The organism is Rhizobium sp. AC27/96, assembly GCF_001692325.1.
In the GTDB taxonomy this organism is placed as follows: domain Bacteria; phylum Pseudomonadota; class Alphaproteobacteria; order Rhizobiales; family Rhizobiaceae; genus Rhizobium.
In genome coordinates this window covers 229,182-249,682 of the sequence record NZ_LXKN01000073.1, presented here as the reverse complement: position 1 = coordinate 249,682, position 20,501 = coordinate 229,182, and the positions used below count along the sequence as shown (strand labels likewise).

At 59.6% G+C, this 20,501-nt stretch carries 22 protein-coding genes; 8 read left to right on the top strand and 14 right to left on the bottom strand.

Annotated features, from left to right (window positions below):
• Positions 1 to 231: 231 nt before the first annotated feature.
• From A6U86_RS33445 to A6U86_RS33425, 5 genes are all read right to left on the bottom strand, one after another.
• Positions 232 to 660, bottom strand: coding sequence for a hypothetical protein (locus tag A6U86_RS33445; RefSeq protein ID WP_068401123.1), 429 nt, complete (start codon positions 658 to 660; stop codon positions 232 to 234).
• Between the two features lie 198 nt (positions 661 to 858).
• The gene (locus A6U86_RS33440; RefSeq protein WP_068401120.1) at positions 859 to 1,917 is read right to left on the bottom strand and encodes an ABC transporter ATP-binding protein; all 1,059 of its coding nucleotides are present in this window, start codon (positions 1,915 to 1,917) and stop codon (positions 859 to 861) included.
• A 6-nt stretch (positions 1,918 to 1,923) separates the two neighbouring features.
• Positions 1,924 to 2,715 (bottom strand): ABC transporter permease, encoded by a 792-nt coding sequence (locus tag A6U86_RS33435; RefSeq protein WP_068401117.1) that lies wholly within the window; start codon positions 2,713 to 2,715, stop codon positions 1,924 to 1,926.
• Positions 2,715 to 3,539, bottom strand: a complete 825-nt coding sequence (locus tag A6U86_RS33430; protein WP_068401114.1) for an ABC transporter permease — start codon at positions 3,537 to 3,539, stop codon at positions 2,715 to 2,717. The genes A6U86_RS33435 and A6U86_RS33430 overlap by 1 nt, the downstream gene beginning before the upstream one ends.
• Before the next feature lie 46 nt (positions 3,540 to 3,585).
• Positions 3,586 to 4,623 (bottom strand): PotD/PotF family extracellular solute-binding protein, encoded by a 1,038-nt coding sequence (locus tag A6U86_RS33425; RefSeq protein ID WP_068401223.1) that lies wholly within the window; start codon positions 4,621 to 4,623, stop codon positions 3,586 to 3,588.
• A gap of 269 nt (positions 4,624 to 4,892) precedes the next feature.
• Between A6U86_RS33425 and A6U86_RS33420 the strand changes: the two genes are divergently transcribed.
• From A6U86_RS33420 to A6U86_RS33400, 5 genes are all read left to right on the top strand, one after another.
• Complete coding sequence (locus A6U86_RS33420; protein WP_068401112.1) at positions 4,893 to 6,770, top strand: adenine deaminase; 1,878 nt, start codon at positions 4,893 to 4,895, stop codon at positions 6,768 to 6,770.
• Between the two features lie 204 nt (positions 6,771 to 6,974).
• Positions 6,975 to 7,811: a sugar phosphate isomerase/epimerase gene (locus A6U86_RS33415; RefSeq protein ID WP_244510146.1), complete on the top strand. Its 837-nt coding sequence runs from the start codon at positions 6,975 to 6,977 to the stop codon at positions 7,809 to 7,811.
• Between the two features lie 346 nt (positions 7,812 to 8,157).
• A complete protein-coding gene (locus A6U86_RS33410; RefSeq protein WP_068401216.1) occupies positions 8,158 to 8,946 on the top strand; it encodes an EAL domain-containing protein in 789 nt (262 codons plus the stop codon).
• Between the two features lie 106 nt (positions 8,947 to 9,052).
• On the top strand, positions 9,053 to 9,640 hold the full coding sequence (locus tag A6U86_RS33405) for a helix-turn-helix domain-containing protein (RefSeq protein WP_141683867.1): 588 nt from the start codon (positions 9,053 to 9,055) through the stop codon (positions 9,638 to 9,640).
• Positions 9,641 to 9,810: 170 nt separating this feature from the next.
• On the top strand, positions 9,811 to 10,260 hold the full coding sequence (locus A6U86_RS33400) for a MucR family transcriptional regulator (RefSeq protein ID WP_068401106.1): 450 nt from the start codon (positions 9,811 to 9,813) through the stop codon (positions 10,258 to 10,260).
• Between the two features lie 315 nt (positions 10,261 to 10,575).
• On the opposite strand, the gene A6U86_RS33395 is transcribed toward A6U86_RS33400, so the two are convergent.
• Positions 10,576 to 12,183 (bottom strand): inorganic phosphate transporter, encoded by a 1,608-nt coding sequence (locus A6U86_RS33395; protein ID WP_068401103.1) that lies wholly within the window; start codon positions 12,181 to 12,183, stop codon positions 10,576 to 10,578.
• A 262-nt stretch (positions 12,184 to 12,445) separates the two neighbouring features.
• Between A6U86_RS33395 and A6U86_RS35075 the strand changes: the two genes are divergently transcribed.
• A complete protein-coding gene (locus tag A6U86_RS35075) occupies positions 12,446 to 12,766 on the top strand; it encodes a GCG_CRPN prefix-to-repeats domain-containing protein (protein WP_083197069.1) in 321 nt (106 codons plus the stop codon).
• Between the two features lie 20 nt (positions 12,767 to 12,786).
• On the opposite strand, the gene A6U86_RS33390 is transcribed toward A6U86_RS35075, so the two are convergent.
• From A6U86_RS33390 to A6U86_RS33380, 3 genes are read right to left on the bottom strand one after another with little or no spacing between them, the layout of a single operon-like run.
• On the bottom strand, positions 12,787 to 13,455 hold the full coding sequence (locus A6U86_RS33390; RefSeq protein ID WP_068401100.1) for a hypothetical protein: 669 nt from the start codon (positions 13,453 to 13,455) through the stop codon (positions 12,787 to 12,789).
• Position 13,456: 1 nt separating this feature from the next.
• Complete coding sequence (locus A6U86_RS33385; protein ID WP_068401098.1) at positions 13,457 to 14,200, bottom strand: CbtA family protein; 744 nt, start codon at positions 14,198 to 14,200, stop codon at positions 13,457 to 13,459.
• 12 nt (positions 14,201 to 14,212) lie between these two features.
• Positions 14,213 to 14,422: a CbtB domain-containing protein gene (locus A6U86_RS33380; protein WP_068401096.1), complete on the bottom strand. Its 210-nt coding sequence runs from the start codon at positions 14,420 to 14,422 to the stop codon at positions 14,213 to 14,215.
• Positions 14,423 to 14,652: 230 nt separating this feature from the next.
• Here A6U86_RS33380 and A6U86_RS33375 point away from each other — a divergent pair, with 230 nt between their 5' ends.
• A complete protein-coding gene (locus tag A6U86_RS33375) occupies positions 14,653 to 15,216 on the top strand; it encodes a histidine phosphatase family protein (RefSeq protein ID WP_068401213.1) in 564 nt (187 codons plus the stop codon).
• Positions 15,217 to 15,222: 6 nt separating this feature from the next.
• On the opposite strand, the gene A6U86_RS33370 is transcribed toward A6U86_RS33375, so the two are convergent.
• Positions 15,223 to 15,987, bottom strand: coding sequence for an SURF1 family protein (locus tag A6U86_RS33370; protein WP_068401094.1), 765 nt, complete (start codon positions 15,985 to 15,987; stop codon positions 15,223 to 15,225).
• Here A6U86_RS33370 and A6U86_RS35520 point away from each other — a divergent pair.
• Positions 15,986 to 16,159: a hypothetical protein gene (locus A6U86_RS35520; protein ID WP_158008798.1), complete on the top strand. Its 174-nt coding sequence runs from the start codon at positions 15,986 to 15,988 to the stop codon at positions 16,157 to 16,159. The two genes, A6U86_RS33370 and A6U86_RS35520, sit on opposite strands and share 2 nt — an antisense overlap.
• 19 nt (positions 16,160 to 16,178) lie before the next feature.
• Here A6U86_RS35520 and cyoD read toward each other — a convergent pair whose 3' ends face one another.
• From cyoD to cyoA, 4 genes are read right to left on the bottom strand one after another with little or no spacing between them, the layout of a single operon-like run.
• On the bottom strand, positions 16,179 to 16,583 hold the full coding sequence (gene cyoD / locus A6U86_RS33365) for a cytochrome o ubiquinol oxidase subunit IV (RefSeq protein WP_068401093.1): 405 nt from the start codon (positions 16,581 to 16,583) through the stop codon (positions 16,179 to 16,181).
• Positions 16,580 to 17,209: a cytochrome o ubiquinol oxidase subunit III gene (gene cyoC, locus A6U86_RS33360; protein ID WP_068401090.1), complete on the bottom strand. Its 630-nt coding sequence runs from the start codon at positions 17,207 to 17,209 to the stop codon at positions 16,580 to 16,582. Before cyoC ends, cyoD begins: the two co-directional genes overlap by 4 nt.
• Positions 17,210 to 17,214: 5 nt before the next feature.
• Entirely contained in the window at positions 17,215 to 19,218 is a 2,004-nt protein-coding gene (gene cyoB / locus A6U86_RS33355) for a cytochrome o ubiquinol oxidase subunit I (RefSeq protein WP_068401087.1), read from the bottom strand.
• Positions 19,219 to 19,264: 46 nt separating this feature from the next.
• Complete coding sequence (cyoA, locus tag A6U86_RS33350) at positions 19,265 to 20,398, bottom strand: ubiquinol oxidase subunit II (RefSeq protein WP_068401084.1); 1,134 nt, start codon at positions 20,396 to 20,398, stop codon at positions 19,265 to 19,267.
• Between the last annotated feature and the right edge of the window lie 103 nt (positions 20,399 to 20,501).

Sequence of the window (20,501 nt, the reverse complement as noted above, 5' to 3'; positions counted from 1 at the left end):
CGCAAGCACGCAACCACGCCAAAACCAGCCCCAAAACACCCAAAATAAACCACAGCATCAAGCAGCATCAAACCGCCTATGCAAAAGGCTGCGGACGTGTCTACGCCCAAGGCGGTGACCGATAACGTCCAAACTCCCCAACTCAAAAAGCAAACTGCCCGCCTGGAAACCAAACGGGCAGTCAAGGGATTGCGGTTTTAAAATACAAGGCTGCGGAATGTTCGCTGACATTTATCCTCGACGAAGACCGCTTTTAGGTCGGCGTAGGGTGTAAACCAACATTAAAGCTATGAGGATTCCAAAGGTAACGAGAGGCCAGAGAATAGCAAATACGATCTCATCTCCGCTCTTTGAATAAGGCATGCCCTCAAGAACTTCGCAAGCGCTGGCATCGTAGAGAAGAATATCAAGCGCGAGTCTGAAGGCGAAGGCAGCTTGCCAGAGCGCGAAGAGGAAAACGGGGCTGCAAGCAATAGTCGTCGTTTTGAGATATTTTGTCTTAAAGAGGCCAAGCACGGCGACGATATAGAAGGGAATAGATATCATCACGCCCCAAAGTCGGTCCGCCTCTCCCTGAGTGCATGTCCCTGCCACACGCGCCAGTAAAGTGTTTAGTGCTCCGAGATAAAATGTCAAAACTGAAACGATAGCCCAAATCATATGTTGCGCTCTTTGCAGCCATAGATCAATTGCAAAACCTTAACCACTAAAGGTTGCGAATAATCTACCCTTGATCGGAGCAGACCGGCGAGAGCTGATGCGCTTGCCTGAGCATCCCAGCTCATTTCGAGCCTCTGGGCTGATTGTCAGCATAACAGAAAGCGCGTCTTGGCAAAAAAACAGTGGCAACCTATGTGATCAGCGCTGCGGATTAAGAATGCAGCACTGTTCGGGCACGGGCACGAGCGTAGCCGCGCTACCTGCTGCCAGCGGCTCGGACAATGCGCCATTGGCAACAAGATCACCGGACGGCGTCGCGCACTGATATTGATAGGCGCGGCCGAGATAGGTTCTCATTCCGAGGGTCGCCGGCAATCCATTGCCTTCGTGGCGCACGGAAAGCCCGTCGGCGCGGCAGCCGAGGATGAAATCATCGGGGACCGGTCCGAAATCATCCTGCGAAAGCGTGATCTTTGCACCGCCTGCACCCTCTGCCGTCACAAGGGCGCCATCGCGCGCGACCACTTGCAATGGCAGCAGGTTTTCGAAGCCGACGAAACGGGCAACGAAGGCATTGGCCGGTTTGCGGTAGAGGACTTCCGGCGTATCGAGCTGCATGATGCGACCTGCATTCATGATGGCGACCCGATCCGAGATCGAGAAGGCTTCTTCCTGGTCGTGCGTCACATAGAGCGATGTCGTGCCGTTGGCGCGCTGCAGCTGGCGGATCTCGACGCGCATGTCGACCCTGAGTTTGGCGTCGAGATTGGACAACGGTTCATCGAACATCAGAAGCGGCGGCTCAATGACGAGCGCACGCGCCAATGCGACGCGCTGTTTCTGGCCGCCGGAGAGTGCGGAGGGTAACCGGTCGCCGAGGCCTGAGAGGCCAACGCGCTCCAGCATGGCTGCAGCCTTCTGTCGACGTTCCTGCGTTGCGATGCCGCGCTGCTTCAGGCCGAAGGCGACATTCTCCAGCACCGTCAGATGCGGAAACAGGGCGTAGTTCTGGAACACGAGGCCGATATCGCGGGCATGTGCGGGAAGCGTGGTCAGATCGCGATCGCCGAGCTTGATGCTGCCGCTCGTCGGCTGCAGGAAGCCCGCGACGAGCCGCAGCGTCGTCGTCTTGCCGCAGCCGCTGGAGCCGAGCAGCGACACCAATTCGCCGGCGGCGACTGATAGCGACAGGTCCTGCAGGACGGCCGTCTTGCCGTAATGGGCGCTAATGGATTGGATGGTAAGCGATACGGTCACGGGCGGCTACTTTGTCAGGAAGGTGAGGCCCAGGGTGGCTTCGACGACCGCCATGACGGCGACGGTCACGAGCATCAGCAGCACGGAGACCGAGGCGATGGTCGGGTCGAAGAACTGCTCCATATGGGCGAGGATCTGGATGGGAAGGGTGGAAATACCGGGGCCGGTCAGGAAGACCGAGACGGAGACATCGTTGATTGACGTGATGAAGGCGAGAATGAAGGCCGCGATGACGCCGGCGCGGATATTCGGCAGCACCACCGTCAGGAAGGTTTTCAGCGGCGGGCAGCCGAGGCTGATAGCAGCTTCTTCGATCGAGAAATCGAAGCTCGCAAGGCTGGCGCTGACAACGCGCACCGAATAGGGCAGCACCAGCAGCGCATGGCCGATCAACAGGCTCGGAAAGATCGGCAACCCGAGGCCGATAGTGATCGATTTCATCAGCGAGAAGCCGAAGACGATTTCCGGAACTAGGATCGGAAGAACGAAGAGCGTCGAAAGCCAGCTCGGCAGCTCGACCCTGTAGCGGCTGATGGCGTAGGCGGCGGGAACGCCAAGCAGCAGCGAGAGCCCGGTTCCAAGGAAGGCGAGTTCGAAACTGGTGATTGCCGTCGTGCGAAAGGCCTCGATCGCGAAGATGTTCGAGAACCAGTGCAGCGTCAGGCCCTGCGGCGGGAAGGTGAGGTAGGTCGTGTCGCTGAAGGCCGCGCCGATGATGATGACGAGCGGCGCCAGCAGAAACAGGAAGATGAGAGCCGTGAAAGCGATGAGTGCGGGATGAACGGATTTCGCCATGATTACACCGCCATCGGGTTCAGTCGCCGCGCGATGCGGCTCATGATCGCGACAATGCCGATCGTCACGACCACCATGATGGCGGCGATCGTCGATGCTCCTACCCAGTCGAAGGTGACCATGGCACGCTGGTAGAGGAAGGTACCCATCATCATCTGTTTTTCACCGCCAAGCAGCTGCGGCGTGGCGTATGAGGTGAAGCTGCCGGTAAAGACCAGCACGGCGCCGACGATAAGGCCGGGCGTGGCAAGCGGCAGGATCACCTGCCGGAAGGTCGCAGCCGGCGTTGCACCAAGCGACGTCGCCGCCTGGATCAGGTCCTGCGGTATGCCCTCAAGCACGCCGACAAGGGTGAGGATCATCAGCGGCACGAAAAGATAGACCATGGCGACGATTACCGAGCCCTCGGTGTAGAGCATAGACAGAGGCTCGCTGATGACGCCGACCGAAAGCAGCATGCTGTTGAGAATGCCGTTCTTGCCGAGAATGATCAGCCAGGCGAAGGAGCGGACGACGACGCCGGTCAGCAGCGGAAAGACGGCGGCAATGATCATCACGCTTTTCAGGCGGCCCGGCATCTGCGCGATCACATAGGCGGCGATAAAGCCGATCATGAGGGAGATGGCCGTCGTCACCAGGGCGATCTCGATTGTCCTGAAAAGCACCGTGCGGCGAAAGCCGCTGGTGAAGAAGGCGACATAGGGAGAAAACACACCCTTGGCTTCGCCGAATGTCGCAGCGATCGTGATGATCACCGGAACGAGCAGGAACAGGACCACGGCGATAATCGCCGGCGCCGTTAAACCCCATTTTGCAAGATGCTTCATCAGACGAATTCCGTGAGATGCCGCAGGGTCGCCACGGCACGCCCTGTTACATGCCGAAGATTTCGTTCCAGCGATCGACCCAGTCCGACTGTGCATCGATCAGTTTCTCGTAGTCGATGCGACTGAGTTTGGCGATCATCTCGGCGCCATAAGTCCAGAGCTTCGCTTTTTCCGGCGGCAGCACCACCTTGGTGGAAACCGGCGCATCGACGCCCTGTTCGGCTTCCGCCTGCTGCACGTCCTTCGACAGGATGAAGTTGATGAACTGATGCGCGAGCTCCACGTTTTCCGAGCCCTTCGGAATATTGACTGTATTGAGGACGGCAATATCGCCCTCCTTCAGATCGGCCCAGGCCATCGTCGGTACGGCAGCGCGCAAGGATGTCAGAACAAAATCCTGCGTTATCGCCACCTTGGCCTCGCCCGTCGAGATCAGGTTCACCAGCTCGGAGCCGGTATCGTAGTTCTTGACCACGCTCGGCTTCAGCGTCTCGATGGCTTCGAAGGTTTTGTCGGCATCGGTATAGGGATCGACGCCGGCATGCTTGCCGGCTTCAAGCACTGTCAGCGGTCCGCCTGTAGTCGTGATGCCGGGAAGCGAAACAGCCCCCTTCAGGTCCTCGCGCCAGAGGTCGTTCCAGGAGGTAATCGGCGGGTTCACCTTCGCCGTATCGTAGACGATTCCCACGCGGCCGATTGTGTAAGCGGGGCCGTAATTGCCCTGCGGCGCCTTGGCGATGTCGTAGAGATCGGCAATGTTCGGGATCTTGCTGCGGTCGATCTCCTGAAAGAGGCCCTGCTGGATGCCGGCCTGCGAGTAGCTGTCGGTGAGGTAGATGACGTCGACACCCTTACCCCCGCGCAGCTTCAGCTTGTTGAGCCGGTCGGCATTGTTGCCGGTTTCGAAGACGACGTCGCAGCCGCAGATCTTCTTGAACGGTTCGATGATATTGGCCTGCATCTTCTCGCCATTGTAGCCCCACCATGAAACTGTGAGGGTCTTTGCCTGGGCGAAGGCCGGCAAAGTGGCGGTCGCTGCAAGAATGGCGAGGCCCGCGACATGGACGAAAGAGAGGCCCTTCATGATCGAAATCCTTTGGTCAATAAAATCAGCCATATGCTTCAAGCTTGCAGGATACTATTTTTCGAGCACCCGCTTTACAAGCCCAACAATTGGGCAGGGGTGAGTTTTTCGGTCTCGACTGCGGCAATCCACATATTCCGGCGCGCATCGTGGCCGGAAATGCAACCCATTGAGATAGTTTGGTTTCCCGCGTCCGCGCTAAGTCGCTTTACACGGCGGACCACCATCTTTACCCTCGGCCGATCGAATTTCCCGCAGGCATCTTTCTCATGACATCTCCAACGACAAATCTCCCCGACGATCTGCTCGTCAACGCAGCAGACGAGGTGCTGATCCGCCAGGATCTGACGCTGACCGCCCTCGGTCGCCGCCCGGCCGACCGGTTGCTGCGCGTCGGCCGATTGCTCGATGTGCATAGCCGTACCTGGCTTCAGGATCAGGAGATCGTCATCAAGGGCAGGCGCGTCGCCTATGTCGGTCCGGCCGGCAGCTACCAGGGCGAGGTTGGCGAGCGCATTCACGAGCCGCATCTTGCAGCCGTCCCCGGTTTTGGTGAAGCGCACAAGCACATCGAAAGTTCGCACCTGACGCCGGAATGGGAGGCAGCCTTGGTCATGCCGCACGGCGTCACCTGGGTCTGCGAGGCGAGCCACGAGTTTTCCAATGTCAACGGCGCCCGCAATCTCGAATTCTGGCTGGAAGCACGCCGCCGCGGCTCGCCGATGAAGATCTTCCCTCTGCCGGGCTCGGCCGTGCCGCCGACCGCCTATGAATGGGGTGGCGGCCACTTCGGCTATGACGAGCAAAAGGCCTTTCTCGGCGAAAGCCTGATGGTTGCCGGTCTCGACGAGGTGATGGACTGGCCCTCGGTCAGCAATCCGGACAATCCCGCCTATGATCGCCTCTGGGGCATGATCCGCGCCACCTTCGAGCAGCGTGGCGTTGTCGAGGGGCACGGGGCCGGCTTGCGCGACCTCGCATCCATCAACGCCTTTGCCGGCGCGGGCCTCGCTTCCGATCATGAGGGCTGGTTCCTCGATGAAATCTGGGAAAAGCTGACGCACGGGCTGTTCATTGAGCTTCGGCCGCATTCCCTGCCTGAGGTCATCCAGGGGCTGATCGAAAAAGGACTGTCCGACTGGTCGCAGATCGCTTTTGTCACGGACGATCGCAGCGCTTCCGATACGTTGAAAATTGGCGCAACCGACCACAATGTCCGGCTTGCAATTGAAAACGGATTGGCGCCCGAGATCGCCATTCAATGTGTGACGGTCAATCCGGCGCGGCATATGCGGCTCACGCCCTGGGTTGGCTCGATCGCGCCCGGCCGCTTCGCCGATATCGTGCTTCTGGACGATGTTGCGACGCTGTCGATCGCCAAGGTCTGGGCCGATGGCAGGCCGGCTTCAGAAGGCAAGTCCTTCGTCGGTGTCCGGCCCGAGATCGACTGGCCGGATTGGGCAACGAAGACCGTCCGGATCGACCGGGTCGTCACATCGGAGGATTTCCGTATCGCTGCGCCCTCGGACGCGGCGACGGCGAAGGCGGCGCTGCTGCGGCCATTCCACTGGGCCGATGATTTCATCACCATGGATCTGCCGGTTAGCGGCGGTGCTGTGCAGCGCGATCCGGATCGCAATGTCACCAAGTTCGCAATCGTCGACCGCTTTTCCGGCGAGGCCAAGGTCGCCAGGATGTTCTGGTTGGGTACCGGACCCCGCACGCCGGATACAGCACTTGGCGCAACGCTCGGCCATGACAAGCACAATATCTGGGTCGTAGGCTCCTCGGATGAAGCCATGGCGACGGTCGCCAATGCGCTCAACGAACAGCAGGGCGGCTGGGTGCTGGTATCGGGCGGCAAGGTCGTCGCCCGCGTCCGCTACGAAGTCGGCGGCCTGATGACGGCACGATCGGCGCAAGAGTTGGATGCCGAGATGCAGCTGCTTTACGAGGCCGGCGCCGATATCGACTGGATGTATGAGCCGACATTTTCGCCGCGCTGGTGGCCGGGCTTTCCCGAGCGCCTCTCCTTCGCGACGCTCACCTGCGCACCCTGGCGCTGGGTTCTCGTGGCTCCCTCGGAACGGGCTCCGGAGGGCTTCGTCAATGTTGCGACCGGAGAGACGCATCCCATCGTCTGGTGAGGGATGGCTCTAGGCCTTTTTGGGATATCCTGCACTGATCCTGCGATGAAGCTCAGTCGCGACCACCGGTTAAAGGGTGCCGGCCCTTGACGGCCGGGTGTTGCTTCGTAATTATCCGTTTGGTTACTTATGTCGCGCAGCTGGTGCGGGTACACGCTGCCCAGCCGCGCTTGATCGACATCGGAAAATCCAGCGGAGGAATGTGTGGTGGTTGCCGTTGATAATAGCGTGCCGCGGATAAAGCTGGCATTTTCCACGCTGGGATGCGCGGACCTCGAATTGGATGAGGCTCTCGCCCTGGCAGCGCGCCACGGGCTCGACGCTATCGAAATTCGCGCCCTTGGCGGTACGATCGATCTGGTCAGTTATTTCACCGAGAGGTTCGCTTCGCCGGCTGGTCTCGCCCGGGCGCTGGCAGCGTCGCCGGTAAAGGTTTGCGCCTTCAATACTTCGCTGCGCATTGTCGGCGCGACATCTCAGGCCAAGGAAGAGTTTTTGCGCTATCTCCCCTGGGCGGAAGCCGCCGGCGTCAAGTCTCTGCGGGTTTTTGACGGCGGCGAGAGTGGCGATGCCGGAGAGCTGGCCGAGGCGCTGGAGACGCTGCAATGGTGGCGTGAAACGGCCAGGCGAGAAGGATTCGTCGCCGAGATGGTCGTCGAAACGCATGATTGCCTCGTGAGGCTCGATCCCATCGCGCGTTTCCTGGAGGCTGCACCTGACTGTGCATTGCTCTGGGACACGCATCACACCTGGCGCAAGGGCGGCCACGATCTCCTGGAGACCTGGAAGCTGGTTCGAAACAACACCCGGCATCTTCATGTGAAGGACAGCATCTCGAAGCCGGGGCCGAAGCTGCCCTACAGCTATGTATTGCCTGGTAGCGGTGAGTTTCCCATGGCCGCGCTGCGTCGCGCACTTGCTGCGGATGGTTATGCCGGCGTCATGAGCCTCGAATGGGAAAAGCTGTGGCACGCCGAATTGCCGTCCCTGGATTTGGCCCTTCAAGCAGCGCGGCAGAACAGATGGTGGCCTCATGAGTGAAGTCGGTAATGACGGATGAGACTTGTTAATGTTTTAGTTGAATTAGATATAACAAAAAACGCGTAGAGATTGACTTTTGCAGTGAGATGCTAATTAGTGTATTAGCAATAGATAAAAAGCACCATCGGTGTGGCGGCGCCGAATAGACTTTGGTCTTTGGTGTAATATTTCCGGCTCGGTGCAGAGGACCTCGATGATATGAGGTTTAAGGGTGTCTGGAAGATGGAAGACGCGGATTTACAGCGCCAGAAATCTCATGTTTCGAAGCGGATTGCGCCGCTTTCAATTGCCGCTGCTTTTTTCCAAAACTTCGCCTGTGATCCCTCTCCCGACGAAGGGAGGTTCGATGAACGGTAATGCTCATCGCAATGAGGAAGGCCATAAGGCCCTGATTCTAAAGGCTATCGCCGAGGGCGGCCTGGGCTTTGCCGCTCAGTGGGTTCACGACGCGGTGAATGCCGAACAGGTACTCTATGCCGAAAGCCTGGCGCGGGTGACGGAATCGGACGGGACCGTGCATGGAGCGGGTACCTTTGTGTCGCTGCTTGAGCGGCAGGATCACTGGTTCGCGCTCGATCTGCGTATTCTCGATATGGTCTTGTCGGCGCTTGCTGCCGACGAAACGCTAGTCCTCGGCTGCAACCTGTCCGTCGCCAGCCTGTCCCATCCGGATCGATTCGCCGATATTTTCGGCCGAATCACTCATCAACCGGAGCTTTCCTCGCGCCTTATCGTGGAGGTCACCGAAACATATCCTCTGGTTGGCACCGCCATCGAGCGGGTAAAGATGATCCGCTCGCTTGGCTGCCGTATCGCCATCGACGATTTCGGCTCTGGCTTTGCGACGCCGGCCTCGCTGCTGCAAATCACCAGCGATATCGTCAAGATCGACGCGGCTTTTCTTAGGGATAACAGGCGCGGCCGCGATGGGCGCGACAGCCTTTCGCATCTCGTCGGCTTTGCCGCCTGCTTTGCACCCTTTGTCGTCGTTGAAGGCATCGAGACGGAAGCCCAACTCGAAGCGGCTCGCGCGGCTGGTGCGACCCACGTCCAGGGTTTCCTTTTGTCCCGGCCGGTGTCGCTGCCGCAGCTGTGCCGGCGGAACGGCAAGGGCGGACTGAGGGGGGTGGGATGAGCGTTCGCGCCATTGTCTCGCGATCCCATAAGGTCGCAACCCCGATGGTTGATATGAGGAAGGCCGGTGCCGATCGTTCGGTGCTGCCCGCGTCGGTGTCGCCATGATGAGAAAGTTGCTCCCCGGTTCGGATTATCAGGGCTCGGTTGTCCGGGAGATAGGCAATCTGAAGGCAAAGGCACTGTTGGGTGGTCTCACGGGCCGGCTTCGAGACAGGCTCCATTCGGCAGACCGGACGCTTTCCGTGGTATTTGGCGGTGATGCTTCGCCGCATATTCTCATTCGCTATCAATCGGCCGAGGTCGCGGGACGCGTGACGATCGACGCCGAAAGCGGGCTTTATGTCTTCTGCGAATTTGGCGATTGCGCCACGGAAATCGTCATAGCCACGGCGAGCGAGGAGCGATTGATCGAAGAGATCGCCCTCCACCTTTGTGGTGATTATCCGAGGCCGCAAACGGTCGATGCGGCCGTCGATATCCTTGTTGGTCAGACCATCGAGGATATCGAGCGCAAGCTTATTCTTCAAACGCTTCATCATTGCGAAGGAGATCCGACACATACGGCATTCATGCTCGGTATGCCTCTCGTCGTCCTCTGTAACAGGCTGGCAGGTTATTTTGCGAACCCTGACAGCGAGCAGCCGCAAGCTGCGGCGGATGCAGGGCTAGAGGCGAGAGGCTACCGGCTATGATCGCGGACGCACCTTGTGCGAACGCATTCTACCTCGGCAACTGTGCCGGGGATCAGGCGCCAGTAAAATGGCGCCACTTGAAACGGCGGGACGTCCGGCAATGGGCGTCGCGCTTGATACGATCGGGCGGGGCGGCGCACGAGGAACCCTACGAGATCCGGGAAAAGATCATGGATTCTTTCAGCGAGAGACAAAAACCCACGCCCCCGCAGATGCATTCATTGTTCGATGGTTGTGTGAAAATCGTTTCGGCCTATGTTAGTCACAACGCGATTCCGGTTGTCAGCCTTCCCAGGTTGATCAAGGACGTGCACGACGCGTTGCATGCGTTGGATGCACCGGCACCAGCCGTCGAACGGGCCAATCTTGTGCCGGCGGTGGATTTGAAGAAATCAGTGACGAGCGATTACATCGTCTGCCTGGAAGACGGCAAACGCTTCAAAACGCTGAAGCGTCATCTGCGTGTGCATTACGGGCTGACGCCAGAGGAATATCGACAGAAATGGGGATTGGCTCCCAACTATCCGATGGTCGCGCAGAATTATGCAAACCGGCGCTCCGAACTGGCAAAGCTGTCCGGCCTGGGCGCCAATGGCAGCAGGAGAGAAATCGCTCGCTAGAGCACTTCCAGGAAAAGTGCGTAGCGGTTTTCCGTCCGGAATGCGTCAAGAAACAAAAAAGATAGAGCGTTTTCGCGATTCGAAGAAAAGCGGAAATGCTCCAGAGCCTTTTCGGAAAACCATTGCAGCGGTTGAATGACGCAACCGCCGCAACGGCTGTGCGGAAACATTTACTGGGGTAGGCCTGCGCGCCGTCGTGTGCGGTGAGGGCCAGCATCTGGCCGTGATGTACAAAAAATGGCGCCCCGCGCGGGGCGCCATTATGCTTCTGGGGATATTTCAGGCAAAGGCCGGAATATCCGGCCGTTATGCCGATCAGAAAACCTGACGAAGGATGACGAACAGCACGAAGGCGAGCGCGATCGAGGCCGGCAGCGTCAGAATCCAGGCCATCAGCATGTTGCGCACGGTCGACCATTGCAGGCCCGAGCCATTCGCCGCCATCGTCCCGGCGACGCCGGATGAGAGGACGTGCGTGGTGGAAACCGGCAAGCCGAGATGGTCGGCTGCGCCGATCGTCAGCATGGCGACAACTTCGGCGGCGGCACCCTGGCCGTAGGTCAGATGCGTCTTGCCGATCTTTTCGCCGACGGTAACGACGATGCGCTTCCAGCCGACCATGGTGCCGAGACCGAGCGCCAGCGCCACGGCGACCTTGACCCAGAGCGGAATGAACTTGGTCGCGTGGTCGACGGCGGCGTGATAGTTGGTCACGGCCTTCAGATCGTCGGCGCTCATCGGCAGCAGCTTCTGCTTGTCGATCAGCTTCAGCGATTCACCGATTAGATAGATGTCGTTACGAACGTTGCCGACCAGACCGTTCGGCAGCTTTTCGACACTTGGATAGGCGGCGATCTCGGCGCTGGTTGCGTGGATATAGGCCTGCAATGCCGGCGTCGTCGCGTCCGACCAGGTTTTGCTCTTCACGGCATCGCTGACGGCTGCCTTCGGATCGGCAGGTGCGGTCACACCGGGTTTCACATACTTCCCAAGTACCGTCTCGACCTGTGCCGAGGCGGCCTTGTAGGCCTCGAGATAGTTGATGTCGGGCGTCTTGTTGAGAGCGAAGGCGGTGGGGACAAGGCCGATGAGGATGAGCATGATGAGGCCCATGCCCTTCTGGCCGTCATTCGAACCGTGGGCAAAGCTGACACCCGTGCAGGTGAAGATCAGCAGCCCGCGGATCCACGGCGGCGGCGGTGCATTGCCCTTCGGAGCTTCGTAAAGCGCCTTGTTGCGGATCAGCACCTTGGCGACCAGCAGCAGCAGAGCGGCGGCACCGAAGCCGATGATCGGCGACAGCAGCAGCGACATGCCGACGCTGCTTGCCTGTGACCAGTCGACACCGCTGGTGGCGGAGCCGGCGGGCGCCAGGAATTGATTGGCGAGACCGACGCCGATGATGGAGCCGACGAGCGTATGCGAGCTCGATGCGGGCAGGCCCAGATACCAGGTGCCGAGGTTCCAGATGATGGCGGCGGTCAAAAGGGCGAATACCATGGCAAGACCCGAGCCGGAGCCGACCTGCAGGATCAGTTCGACCGGCAGGAGCGCCAGAATGCCGAAGGCGACGGCGCCGGAAGAGGTGAGAACGCCAAGGAAATTGAAGAAGCCGGACCAGATGACGGCAAATTCGGCCGGCAGCGAGCGCGTGTAGATGACGGTTGCCACGGCGTTGGCCGTATCATGGAAGCCGTTGACGAATTCAAAACCCAGCGCGATCAGCAGGGCAAGACCAAGCAGAATCCACGGAACGGCGGCAGCTTCGGCAAGATCGCTGCCAAGCGCGTAGCCCACATAGGCGAGGCCGCCGAGAATGACCACGCCAAAGAGCGGCAAGAACCATTTTGCCGAGCCGCTGGCGCCGTGAATTGGGTGATTGGTATTGCCACCCTCTGAACTGTTGGAAGCGAGGTCGACCATCCAGAACTCCTTTATGGCAAACGATAGGTTCGGTGTAAGCCCCGTTCATGAAACTCTCGTGACGCGCGAGAAGGGTCGAATATCCCCGGCCAGCAAGCGGAAATAGGTCGCAAGGGATTGGCACCGGCAGCTCCCGGTCGAATGAGCTGTTTCGAAACTAATCTCGTTTCCGCCGTGAAATGGCCTTTTTCGGTTCAGCCCGCGTTCATGCGCCAGGGCTTTAAATCCCGTCTGTAAGGGACTTGGTTAGAGGACCACCAAAATGAGATCGTCCGTTTTTGCCATCGCTGCTTTGCTTGGTGGCCTGGCTGTATCTTCGGCAGAAGCAATGCCTGTACCCGCTGTCGGGACAACGGCCGCGGTGCCGATTGTGAAAGTCGACTATGCCTGTGGTCGTGGCTGGCATGTGACCCGTTGGGGTGAATGCCGCCGGAACAGATGGGGGCCGCCGCCGCCGCGTTATGGCTGGGGTGGGGGCTATCACAGGCCACCGCCATGGGGGTGGCACGGTCATCGCGACGGTTGGCGTGGTGATGGCGGCTGGCGCAGGGATCGCTGGCGTGATCGCCATCGCGACTGGTAGAATGAAAAACACCGCCGCGTTCAGCGGCGGTGTTTTTTTATAGGTTCGGTCCGCAGAGCCCGTGCCGTCAGCCACAGTCCGGCGCCGATCGCCAACAGGACCGAGAGGATTGCCAGGAGACTTTGGGCGTGGCGGACGATATCGGCCGGCTTTGGCCGGATGAGATCGGCCGTGTTGAAATTTTCGCTGCTGAACTGGCAGAGAACAAGCGACAGATTGTTGCGCACGAGCGCGGTATCGATCTCTGAAGCGAGATCAGCGACAGAAACCGCATCGCCTTTCATCGTCCGCATCTTCAGCAACACTGCCTTGGCGGCCGCGAGATAGGCATGCGAGCATTCGTTGAACGGACTTTCCTCGTCGCTGACGCTTCCGGGCATCATGCCCCAGAGACAATAGGCACGCTGGATCTGCGCGAAATTCAACAGTCGGCGAAAGGTCTCGTCGGTATCGGAGACATCTTCCGCAATCGCAATGATCCGCCCGTAATAGGGTGCCATCACGGCCATTTCGCCATGTGTGAGGCTTGGTATCGGGATACCGGCCTGGCTCCCCGAGGAACCGCCGTGAGCCGAAAGCAGCGTCGGCCAGCTCGAGAGTATGATGCAGAGGATTGTGAGCAAGACGCGGTTTTGCAGTCGGCGTTTCCCGCGCACGGTGGCGTGCGCGGGATGCGGCAGATATGCCATTTCAGGCGCGGCGCAGCGTCGCGTTGCTGCGATAGCGGGTCTGAGGCAGCTCGCGTTCCGCCCAGGCGCCGAAGCCGAGAGCGAGTGTCGTCCAGAGGATGACATGCATGCCGAGCGAGGTGACGCGGAACTTCCAGAGCACGACCGCCGAGAACTGTTCCGGCACTTCGTTGACGGAAGGAAGCAGATACTGGATCAACGCGATGAAGGCGATATAGCCGATGCCGGCGATGATCGTCCCGTTCCATGATCCGTAGCGCGCCGCCAGCCGGCGTCCGAGCCCGATCGCAACGATCATGCCGACGATCGAGGCGACGATCATGATGAAGAACAGTTCGGTTCTGGCGCCGATCGTGTCGGGATTGCCGACTGCCGGCGGGTTCGCCGGATACTTGATATCGGGAACGAGCGAAATCGTCACGAAAGCGGCGATTGCGAGCAAGACTGCGGTGCCGCGTGCGCCGAGGGGGCTGATGCGGCCGTAGACGAAGGAGAAGACCAGCGCGAACAATCCGCCGATCGCCGTCGAATAGATCATGATGCCGGTGAAGAGACCGAAGCCCGCCTGGGTGGCGCGGCTGACGATTTCCGGTTCCGCCGCTTCCCCGGCGGCCTGGGCAGTTTTTTCTTCAAAGCCGATGGCCCAATCGACCAGCGGCTCGCCGAAGGTGCGGGCGAAGGCAAAAACGAGAATACCAGCGAGCGCTCCCACGATCATGCCGCGGAGCAAAAGACGTCCAACCATGTGCCTGATCCCTTAGTGGCAGGGGAAACCGAGAAGATGACGGCCGTCATGCACGAATTCATGCACATACATGCCTGAAATCAGCGAGGTCGCGCCTTCTTCCGCGCCGACGAAATAGATCGCGAGCAGCATTAGTAGGCCGGCAAAAATAGCCCAGGGCAGGATTTGGCCGAGCGGGATCGGCTGCGGAATCGCGGTGGGGGCGAAAGCGGTATCGGACATTGTATTTCCCTCTAGAAGAAAAGCGCGTTCCATTTGCGGAAGGGTTTTGCGGGAAGGGTCTGGCTCTCTGGGGGCGGTATCCGCCCGTCGATTACAGTGGCGCGACCGCGCCGGGATTACACCGGCTTCCACACCCGCAAGTGCAAGTTTATATCTGTCGGCAAATATGGTTGTCAATCAACCGCCATCGTGATGCGAAATCGCGACAATCAATGGAGATATCGACTGTCATGAAGGCGCGCTTGAGCTGGATTTGCCATGGTCCGACCGAAGCCAATCGGAAAGGCTGCTTCCCGGACGACGAGCCGCTGGAGGATAGAGCGGCACAGCGCGCCGAATTGTCTGCTGCAAGGCTCGGATCGATCGATCGTGTCTGGACGAGCCCGGCACTGCGCGCGCGCCAGACCGCTGCGCTCCTTGGTCTTGAGGCGGCGGAGCAAGCTGCCCTGCGTGAATGCGATTATGGGGGCTGGCGGGGAAAGCCGCTCGCCGAACTTCATGAAAGCGATCCGGCTGCCCTGGCGTTATGGATGACGGATATGGACGCAGCGCCGCATGGCGGCGAACCCCTGTCGTCGGTCATGCGGCGCATCGGTGAGTGGATGGACGGTCATCTCAATGACGCCGGCCACACCATCGTCATCACCCATGCGAGCGTCATTCGTGCCGCAGTCCTCAATGTACTGAAGGCACCGCCCTCGGCATTCTGGGCGATCGATATCGAGCCGTTCGGCCTTGTCGAGATGACGAGCGACGGCCGGCGCTGGCAGCTCCGCTTTGCAACGATGACGTAGCTGGGATTAGCGGGCCGCTTTCACCCGCCGCCGTTCGAAATAGACAAGGAATACCGCGAGGCCGAGCGTCATGGCCGCCAGCCCGTACCAGGTGATGGCGTAGACGAGATGGCTGTTGTGGAAGACGATCTGCGTCAGCCCGCCCACCGGCAGACCGCCTGGATTTTTCGTGTCGTCGGCATCGATGAAATAGGGCGCGACATTTTGCAGGCTGCGGACATCGGCAATTGCCGTGACATCCCGTGAATACCAGCGTTCTTCGGCCGGCACGTTGGAGCGCATCAGCGTGCCCTTGGGCTCGTTGATCCGCAAAAGGCCGGTCACTGTGGTTTCACCGCCGATCTGGCCTTCGGTTCGCGTCGTCGGCTGGCGTTTCTCGGTGGGAACGAAGCCGCGATTGACGATGACGATCGTCCCATCAGCCTGTTTCAAGGGCGTGAGCACCCAATAGCCGGGGCCAAGCTCGGTCGAGGCATAGACCTGCGTTTCCTTGTCATTGAGGAAAGTGCCCTTTGCCTGCACGTGCTTGTATTCCGAGTTTTCGGCATTGATATCGGCCCATTGCGCCGGGCCGGGCGCCGCAACCGCCGGCGCATGCACACGGGAATCGACTTTGGCGATCAGATCCAGCTTCCAGTGCAGCCGCTGCACCTGCCAGGTGCCGAGTCCGATGAGAAGAGCGGTCAGGAGCAGAAGCAGCACAAGCCAGATGGCAAGGCCAAGCATCGAGCGTCGCTTGCTCACAGATGTATTCGAGGAAATATCGGTCATGGCGCAGGTCTCCGGGGACGCGCTGCCGCATGATTTCGGGAGGTGCGAAACAGCCTTCGCGGAAAATCATGCGTTGTCTGGAAAATTCGGCCGCAATCTCGGGCATTCCCGAAAACGTTTAACGCAGCAACCGGTCGACATCATCGCCGGCAGGAGGGTGGGCCTTTGCTAGAAGGCCCACCGCTCGGATCTTATGGCATGTTGCGCATCATATCGGGCGACATGGGCATCATGTTCGCATTGAGGTGATGCATGACCCAGAGCGAGCCGGAAAGCGCGATGATGACGAGCACGATGGTGAAGATCAGCGCCATCATGTTCCAGCCGCCTTCCGAGCGGGTGTTCATGTGCAGGAAGTAGATCATGTGCACGACGATCTGGATCGCGCCGAGGATCATGACGATCGCGCCGGTGATGGCCGGATCGGAGAACACCTTGCCCATGACCAGCCAGAAGGGGATGGCGGTCAGGATGACGGAGAGAATGAACCCTGTCATGTAGCTCTTGTAGGTGCCATGAGAAGCCCCATGGCCGCCATGGTGGTGGTCATGGCCGTGGGCGTCGCCGGAATGCGAATGGTTTGTGTTCGAGCTCATCCGAGAACTCCCATGAGGTAGACGAGGGAAAACACGCCGATCCAGACGACGTCGAGGAAGTGCCAGAACATCGAAAGGCACATCAGGCGGCGCTTGTTTTCCGCGATGAGGCCGTAGCGGCCAACCTGCGCCATCAGCGTGATCAGCCAGACGATGCCGACGGTGACGTGCAGACCGTGCGTGCCGACCAGCGTGAAGAAGGCCGAGAGGAACGCGCTGCGCTGCGGACCGGCGCCGTCGAGGATCAGGTGATAGAACTCATAGAGTTCGAAGAAGATGAAGATCGCGCCGAAGATGCCGGTAATCGTCAGCCACATCAGCGTGCCCGACTTGTTGTCCTTCTCCATCGCCAGCATGGCGAAGCCATAGGTGATGGAGGAGAAGAGCAGCATCGCCGTGTTGACGGCAACCAGCGGCAGCTCGAACAGGTCGGCCGGGGAAGGGCCGGCCGCGTAGTTATGGCCGAGTACGGCATAGGTGGCGAAGAGGACTGCGAAGATCAGGCAGTCGCTCATGATGTAGATCCAGAAGCCCAGCATGGTGCTGCCTTCCGGATGATGTTCCTCCGTCAGATAGAAAGCGGGTGTTTCGCCGTCCATGGGAGCCTTTGCAGTGTGGGTCGTCATAGGTCTTACACCTGTCCTGCGAGCTGCTTCGTACGCTCGTTCTCGGTCTTCACCACCTCCTCGGCGGGAATGTGGTAGTCGCGCTTGTAGTTGAAGGTATGGCCGATCGTAATGACGAGCATCGCGACGAAGGTGATGGCGGCAAGCCACCAGATGTACCAGATCATCCCGAATGCGAAGGCGATCGAGAGAGCGCCGAGGATGACGCCCGTGCCGGTATTCTTCGGCATGTGGATCGGGATGAAGCCTTCGGTCGGCCGGACGTAGCCACGAGCCTTCATGTCATACCAGGCATCGTGATCGTAAACGATCGGCGTGAAGGCGAAGTTATAGGCCGGCGGCGGTGACGAGGTCGACCATTCGAGCGTGCGGCCGTTCCAGGGGTCGCCCGTGTGGTCGCGAAGCTCTTCGCGCTTCATGAAGCTGACGGCGATCTGGATGAGGAAGCAGGCGATGCCGATGGCGATGAGGCCGGCGCCGAAGGCTGCGATGATGAACCAGATCTGCAGCGACGGATCGTCGAACTGGCTGACGCGGCGGGTAACGCCCATCAGGCCGAGGATATAGAGCGGCATGAAGGCGAACCAGAAGCCGATCTGCCAGAACCAGAAGCTCATCTTGCCCCAGAAAGGATCGAGCTTGAAGCCGAAGGCCTTCGGGAACCAGTAGTTGACGCCCGCGAACATGCCGAAGAGCACGCCGCCGATGATCACGTTATGGAAGTGGGCGATCAGGAACAGCGAGTTGTGCAGCACGAAGTCGGCCGGCGGAATTGCCAGCATGACGCCGGTCATGCCGCCGATGGTGAAGGTCACCATGAAGCCGACGGTCCACAGCATCGGCACTTCGTAGCGGATGCGGCCGTGATACATCGTGAACAGCCAGTTGAACAACTTGGCGCCCGTCGGGATCGAGATGATCATCGTCGTGATGCCGAAGAAGGAATTGACGCTGGCGCCCGAGCCCATCGTGAAGAAGTGGTGCAGCCAGACGAGGTAGGAGAGGATCATGATCACGCAGGTGGCGTAAACCATCGAGGCGTAACCGAAGAGACGCTTGCCGCTGAAGGTGGCAACCACTTCCGAAAACACGCCGAAGGCCGGCAGGATCAGGATGTAGACTTCCGGGTGGCCCCAGATCCAGATGAGGTTGACATACATCATCGGGTTGCCGCCGAGGTCGTTCGTGAAGAAATTCGTGCCGGCGTAGCGATCAAGGGTGAGAAGTGCGAGCGTTGCGGTCAGGATCGGGAAGCTCGCAACGATCAGGATGTTGGTGCAGAGCGACGTCCAGGTGAACACCGGCATCTTCATGAAGGTCATGCCCGGCGCGCGCATCTTGACGATGGTGGCGACCAGGTTGATGCCCGACAGCGTCGTTCCGATACCCGCGACTTGCAGGCCCCAGATATAATAATCGACGCCGACATCGGGGCTATAGGCGATGCCGGAGAGGGGCGGATAGGCCAGCCAGCCGGTCTTCGCGAATTCGCCGATGAAGAGCGAGATCATGATCACGATGGCGCCTGCCGTCGTCATCCAGAACGAGAAGTTGTTCAGGAACGGGAAGGAAACGTCGCGCGCGCCGATCTGCAGCGGCACGACCAGGTTCATCAGACCGGTGACGAAGGGCATCGCCACGAAGAAGATCATGATGACGCCGTGGGCGGTGAAGATCTGGTCGTAGTGGTGCGGCGGCAGGTAGCCTTCGGAACCGTTGAAGGCAAGCGCCTGCTGCAGACGCATCAGCAACGCGTCGGAAAAGCCGCGCAGCAGCATGATGAGCGCCAGCACGACATACATGATGCCGATCTTCTTGTGATCGATGCTGGTGAACCACTCGGTCCAGAGATAGCCCCAGAGGCGGAAATAGGTGAGCAGGCCGAGAAGGGCGATGCCGCCGACCGCGACGCCGAGGAAGGTCACGACGAGGATCGGCTCGTGATACGGGATCGAGTCGAGCGTCAGCCGGCCGAAGATGAATTTATAGAGGTCCGGGTTGGAAAACATGGATTGCCTCTGTCCTTATAAATGTCTTGTTACTAAGCGCACCGGATCAATGACCCTGGTGCTGCGCCGAACCGGTCGACGAATCGGAAGAAGAGCCGTTGCCCATATCCATGCCTTGCATGGACATGCCCTGCATCGAGTTGTCTCCGTGCTGCATGGAATGGTCGGCGCCGCCATCGGCCTTGACAGGCGTGGCGTGGAGCGGGCTGCCATCGCGGTTGTCGTAGATCAGACGCTCGCGGTTTTCCTGGCTTTCCTTGCCGCCGCCACCCTTGGCGTCGATATGCATCATTTCGCTCATGCACATCTTGCTCGGATCGGCGCACATGTTGAGGACGGCATTGTAGAGACCATCGTCGACGGCATTGAAGTACTGTACCGGGTTGCGTTCGCTCGGCTTGGCAAGCGCCAGATATTCGGGGCGGCCAAGTGCGGTGCCCTGGCTCTTCGCCTTCTGGACCCACTGGTCGAAATCAGCCTGATTGAGGCCGTGGAACTTGAAGCGCATGTTCGAGAAGCCGGCGCCGCTATAGTTGGCGGACAGGCCCTGGAATTCGCCGGGATGATTGATGACGGCGTGCAGCTTCGTCTCCATGCCCGGCATGGCGTAGATCTGGCCGGCCAGTGCCGGAATGAAGAAGGAATTCATGACCGCCGAAGCCGTGATCTTGAAGTTGATCGGCCGGTCGACCGGGGCAGCCAGCTCGTTGACGGTGGCGATGCCGTAATCCGGATAGAAGAAGAGCCATTTCCAATCGAGTGCGACCACTTCGACCGTCAGCGGCTTCACATCGGCGCTGAGCGGCTTGTCGGCAGCGATCCGGTCAAGCGGACGGTAGGGGTCGAGCTGATGGGTGCTTATCCAGGTCACCGCGCCGAGCGCGATGATGATGGCAAGCGGAGCGGACCAGATAACCAGCTCCAGGCGTGTCGAATGATGCCACTCCGGTTCGTAGGTCGCCTGCGTGTTGGACTGCCGGTATTTCCAGGCAAAATACAGCGTCAGGAAGATCACGGGGATGATAATGATCAGCATCAGCGCGACCGAGATAATGATCAGGTCTCGCTGCTGCATGGCGATATCGCCGGAGGGAGCCATCACCACGAAATTGCAACCGGAGAGTAGCAAAAACAGTGGGATGACGGATAAACGGCTGAAAATCTTCGCTAGTCTTAGCACGTCTTAAAGCTCTTTTTGTTTCGACCCTACCGCGACTAAAGGACGGCGGTCATGAACGATATGAGGTGTTTCGTCGCACCGCAGCAAGTGCGAGTGCAATGCG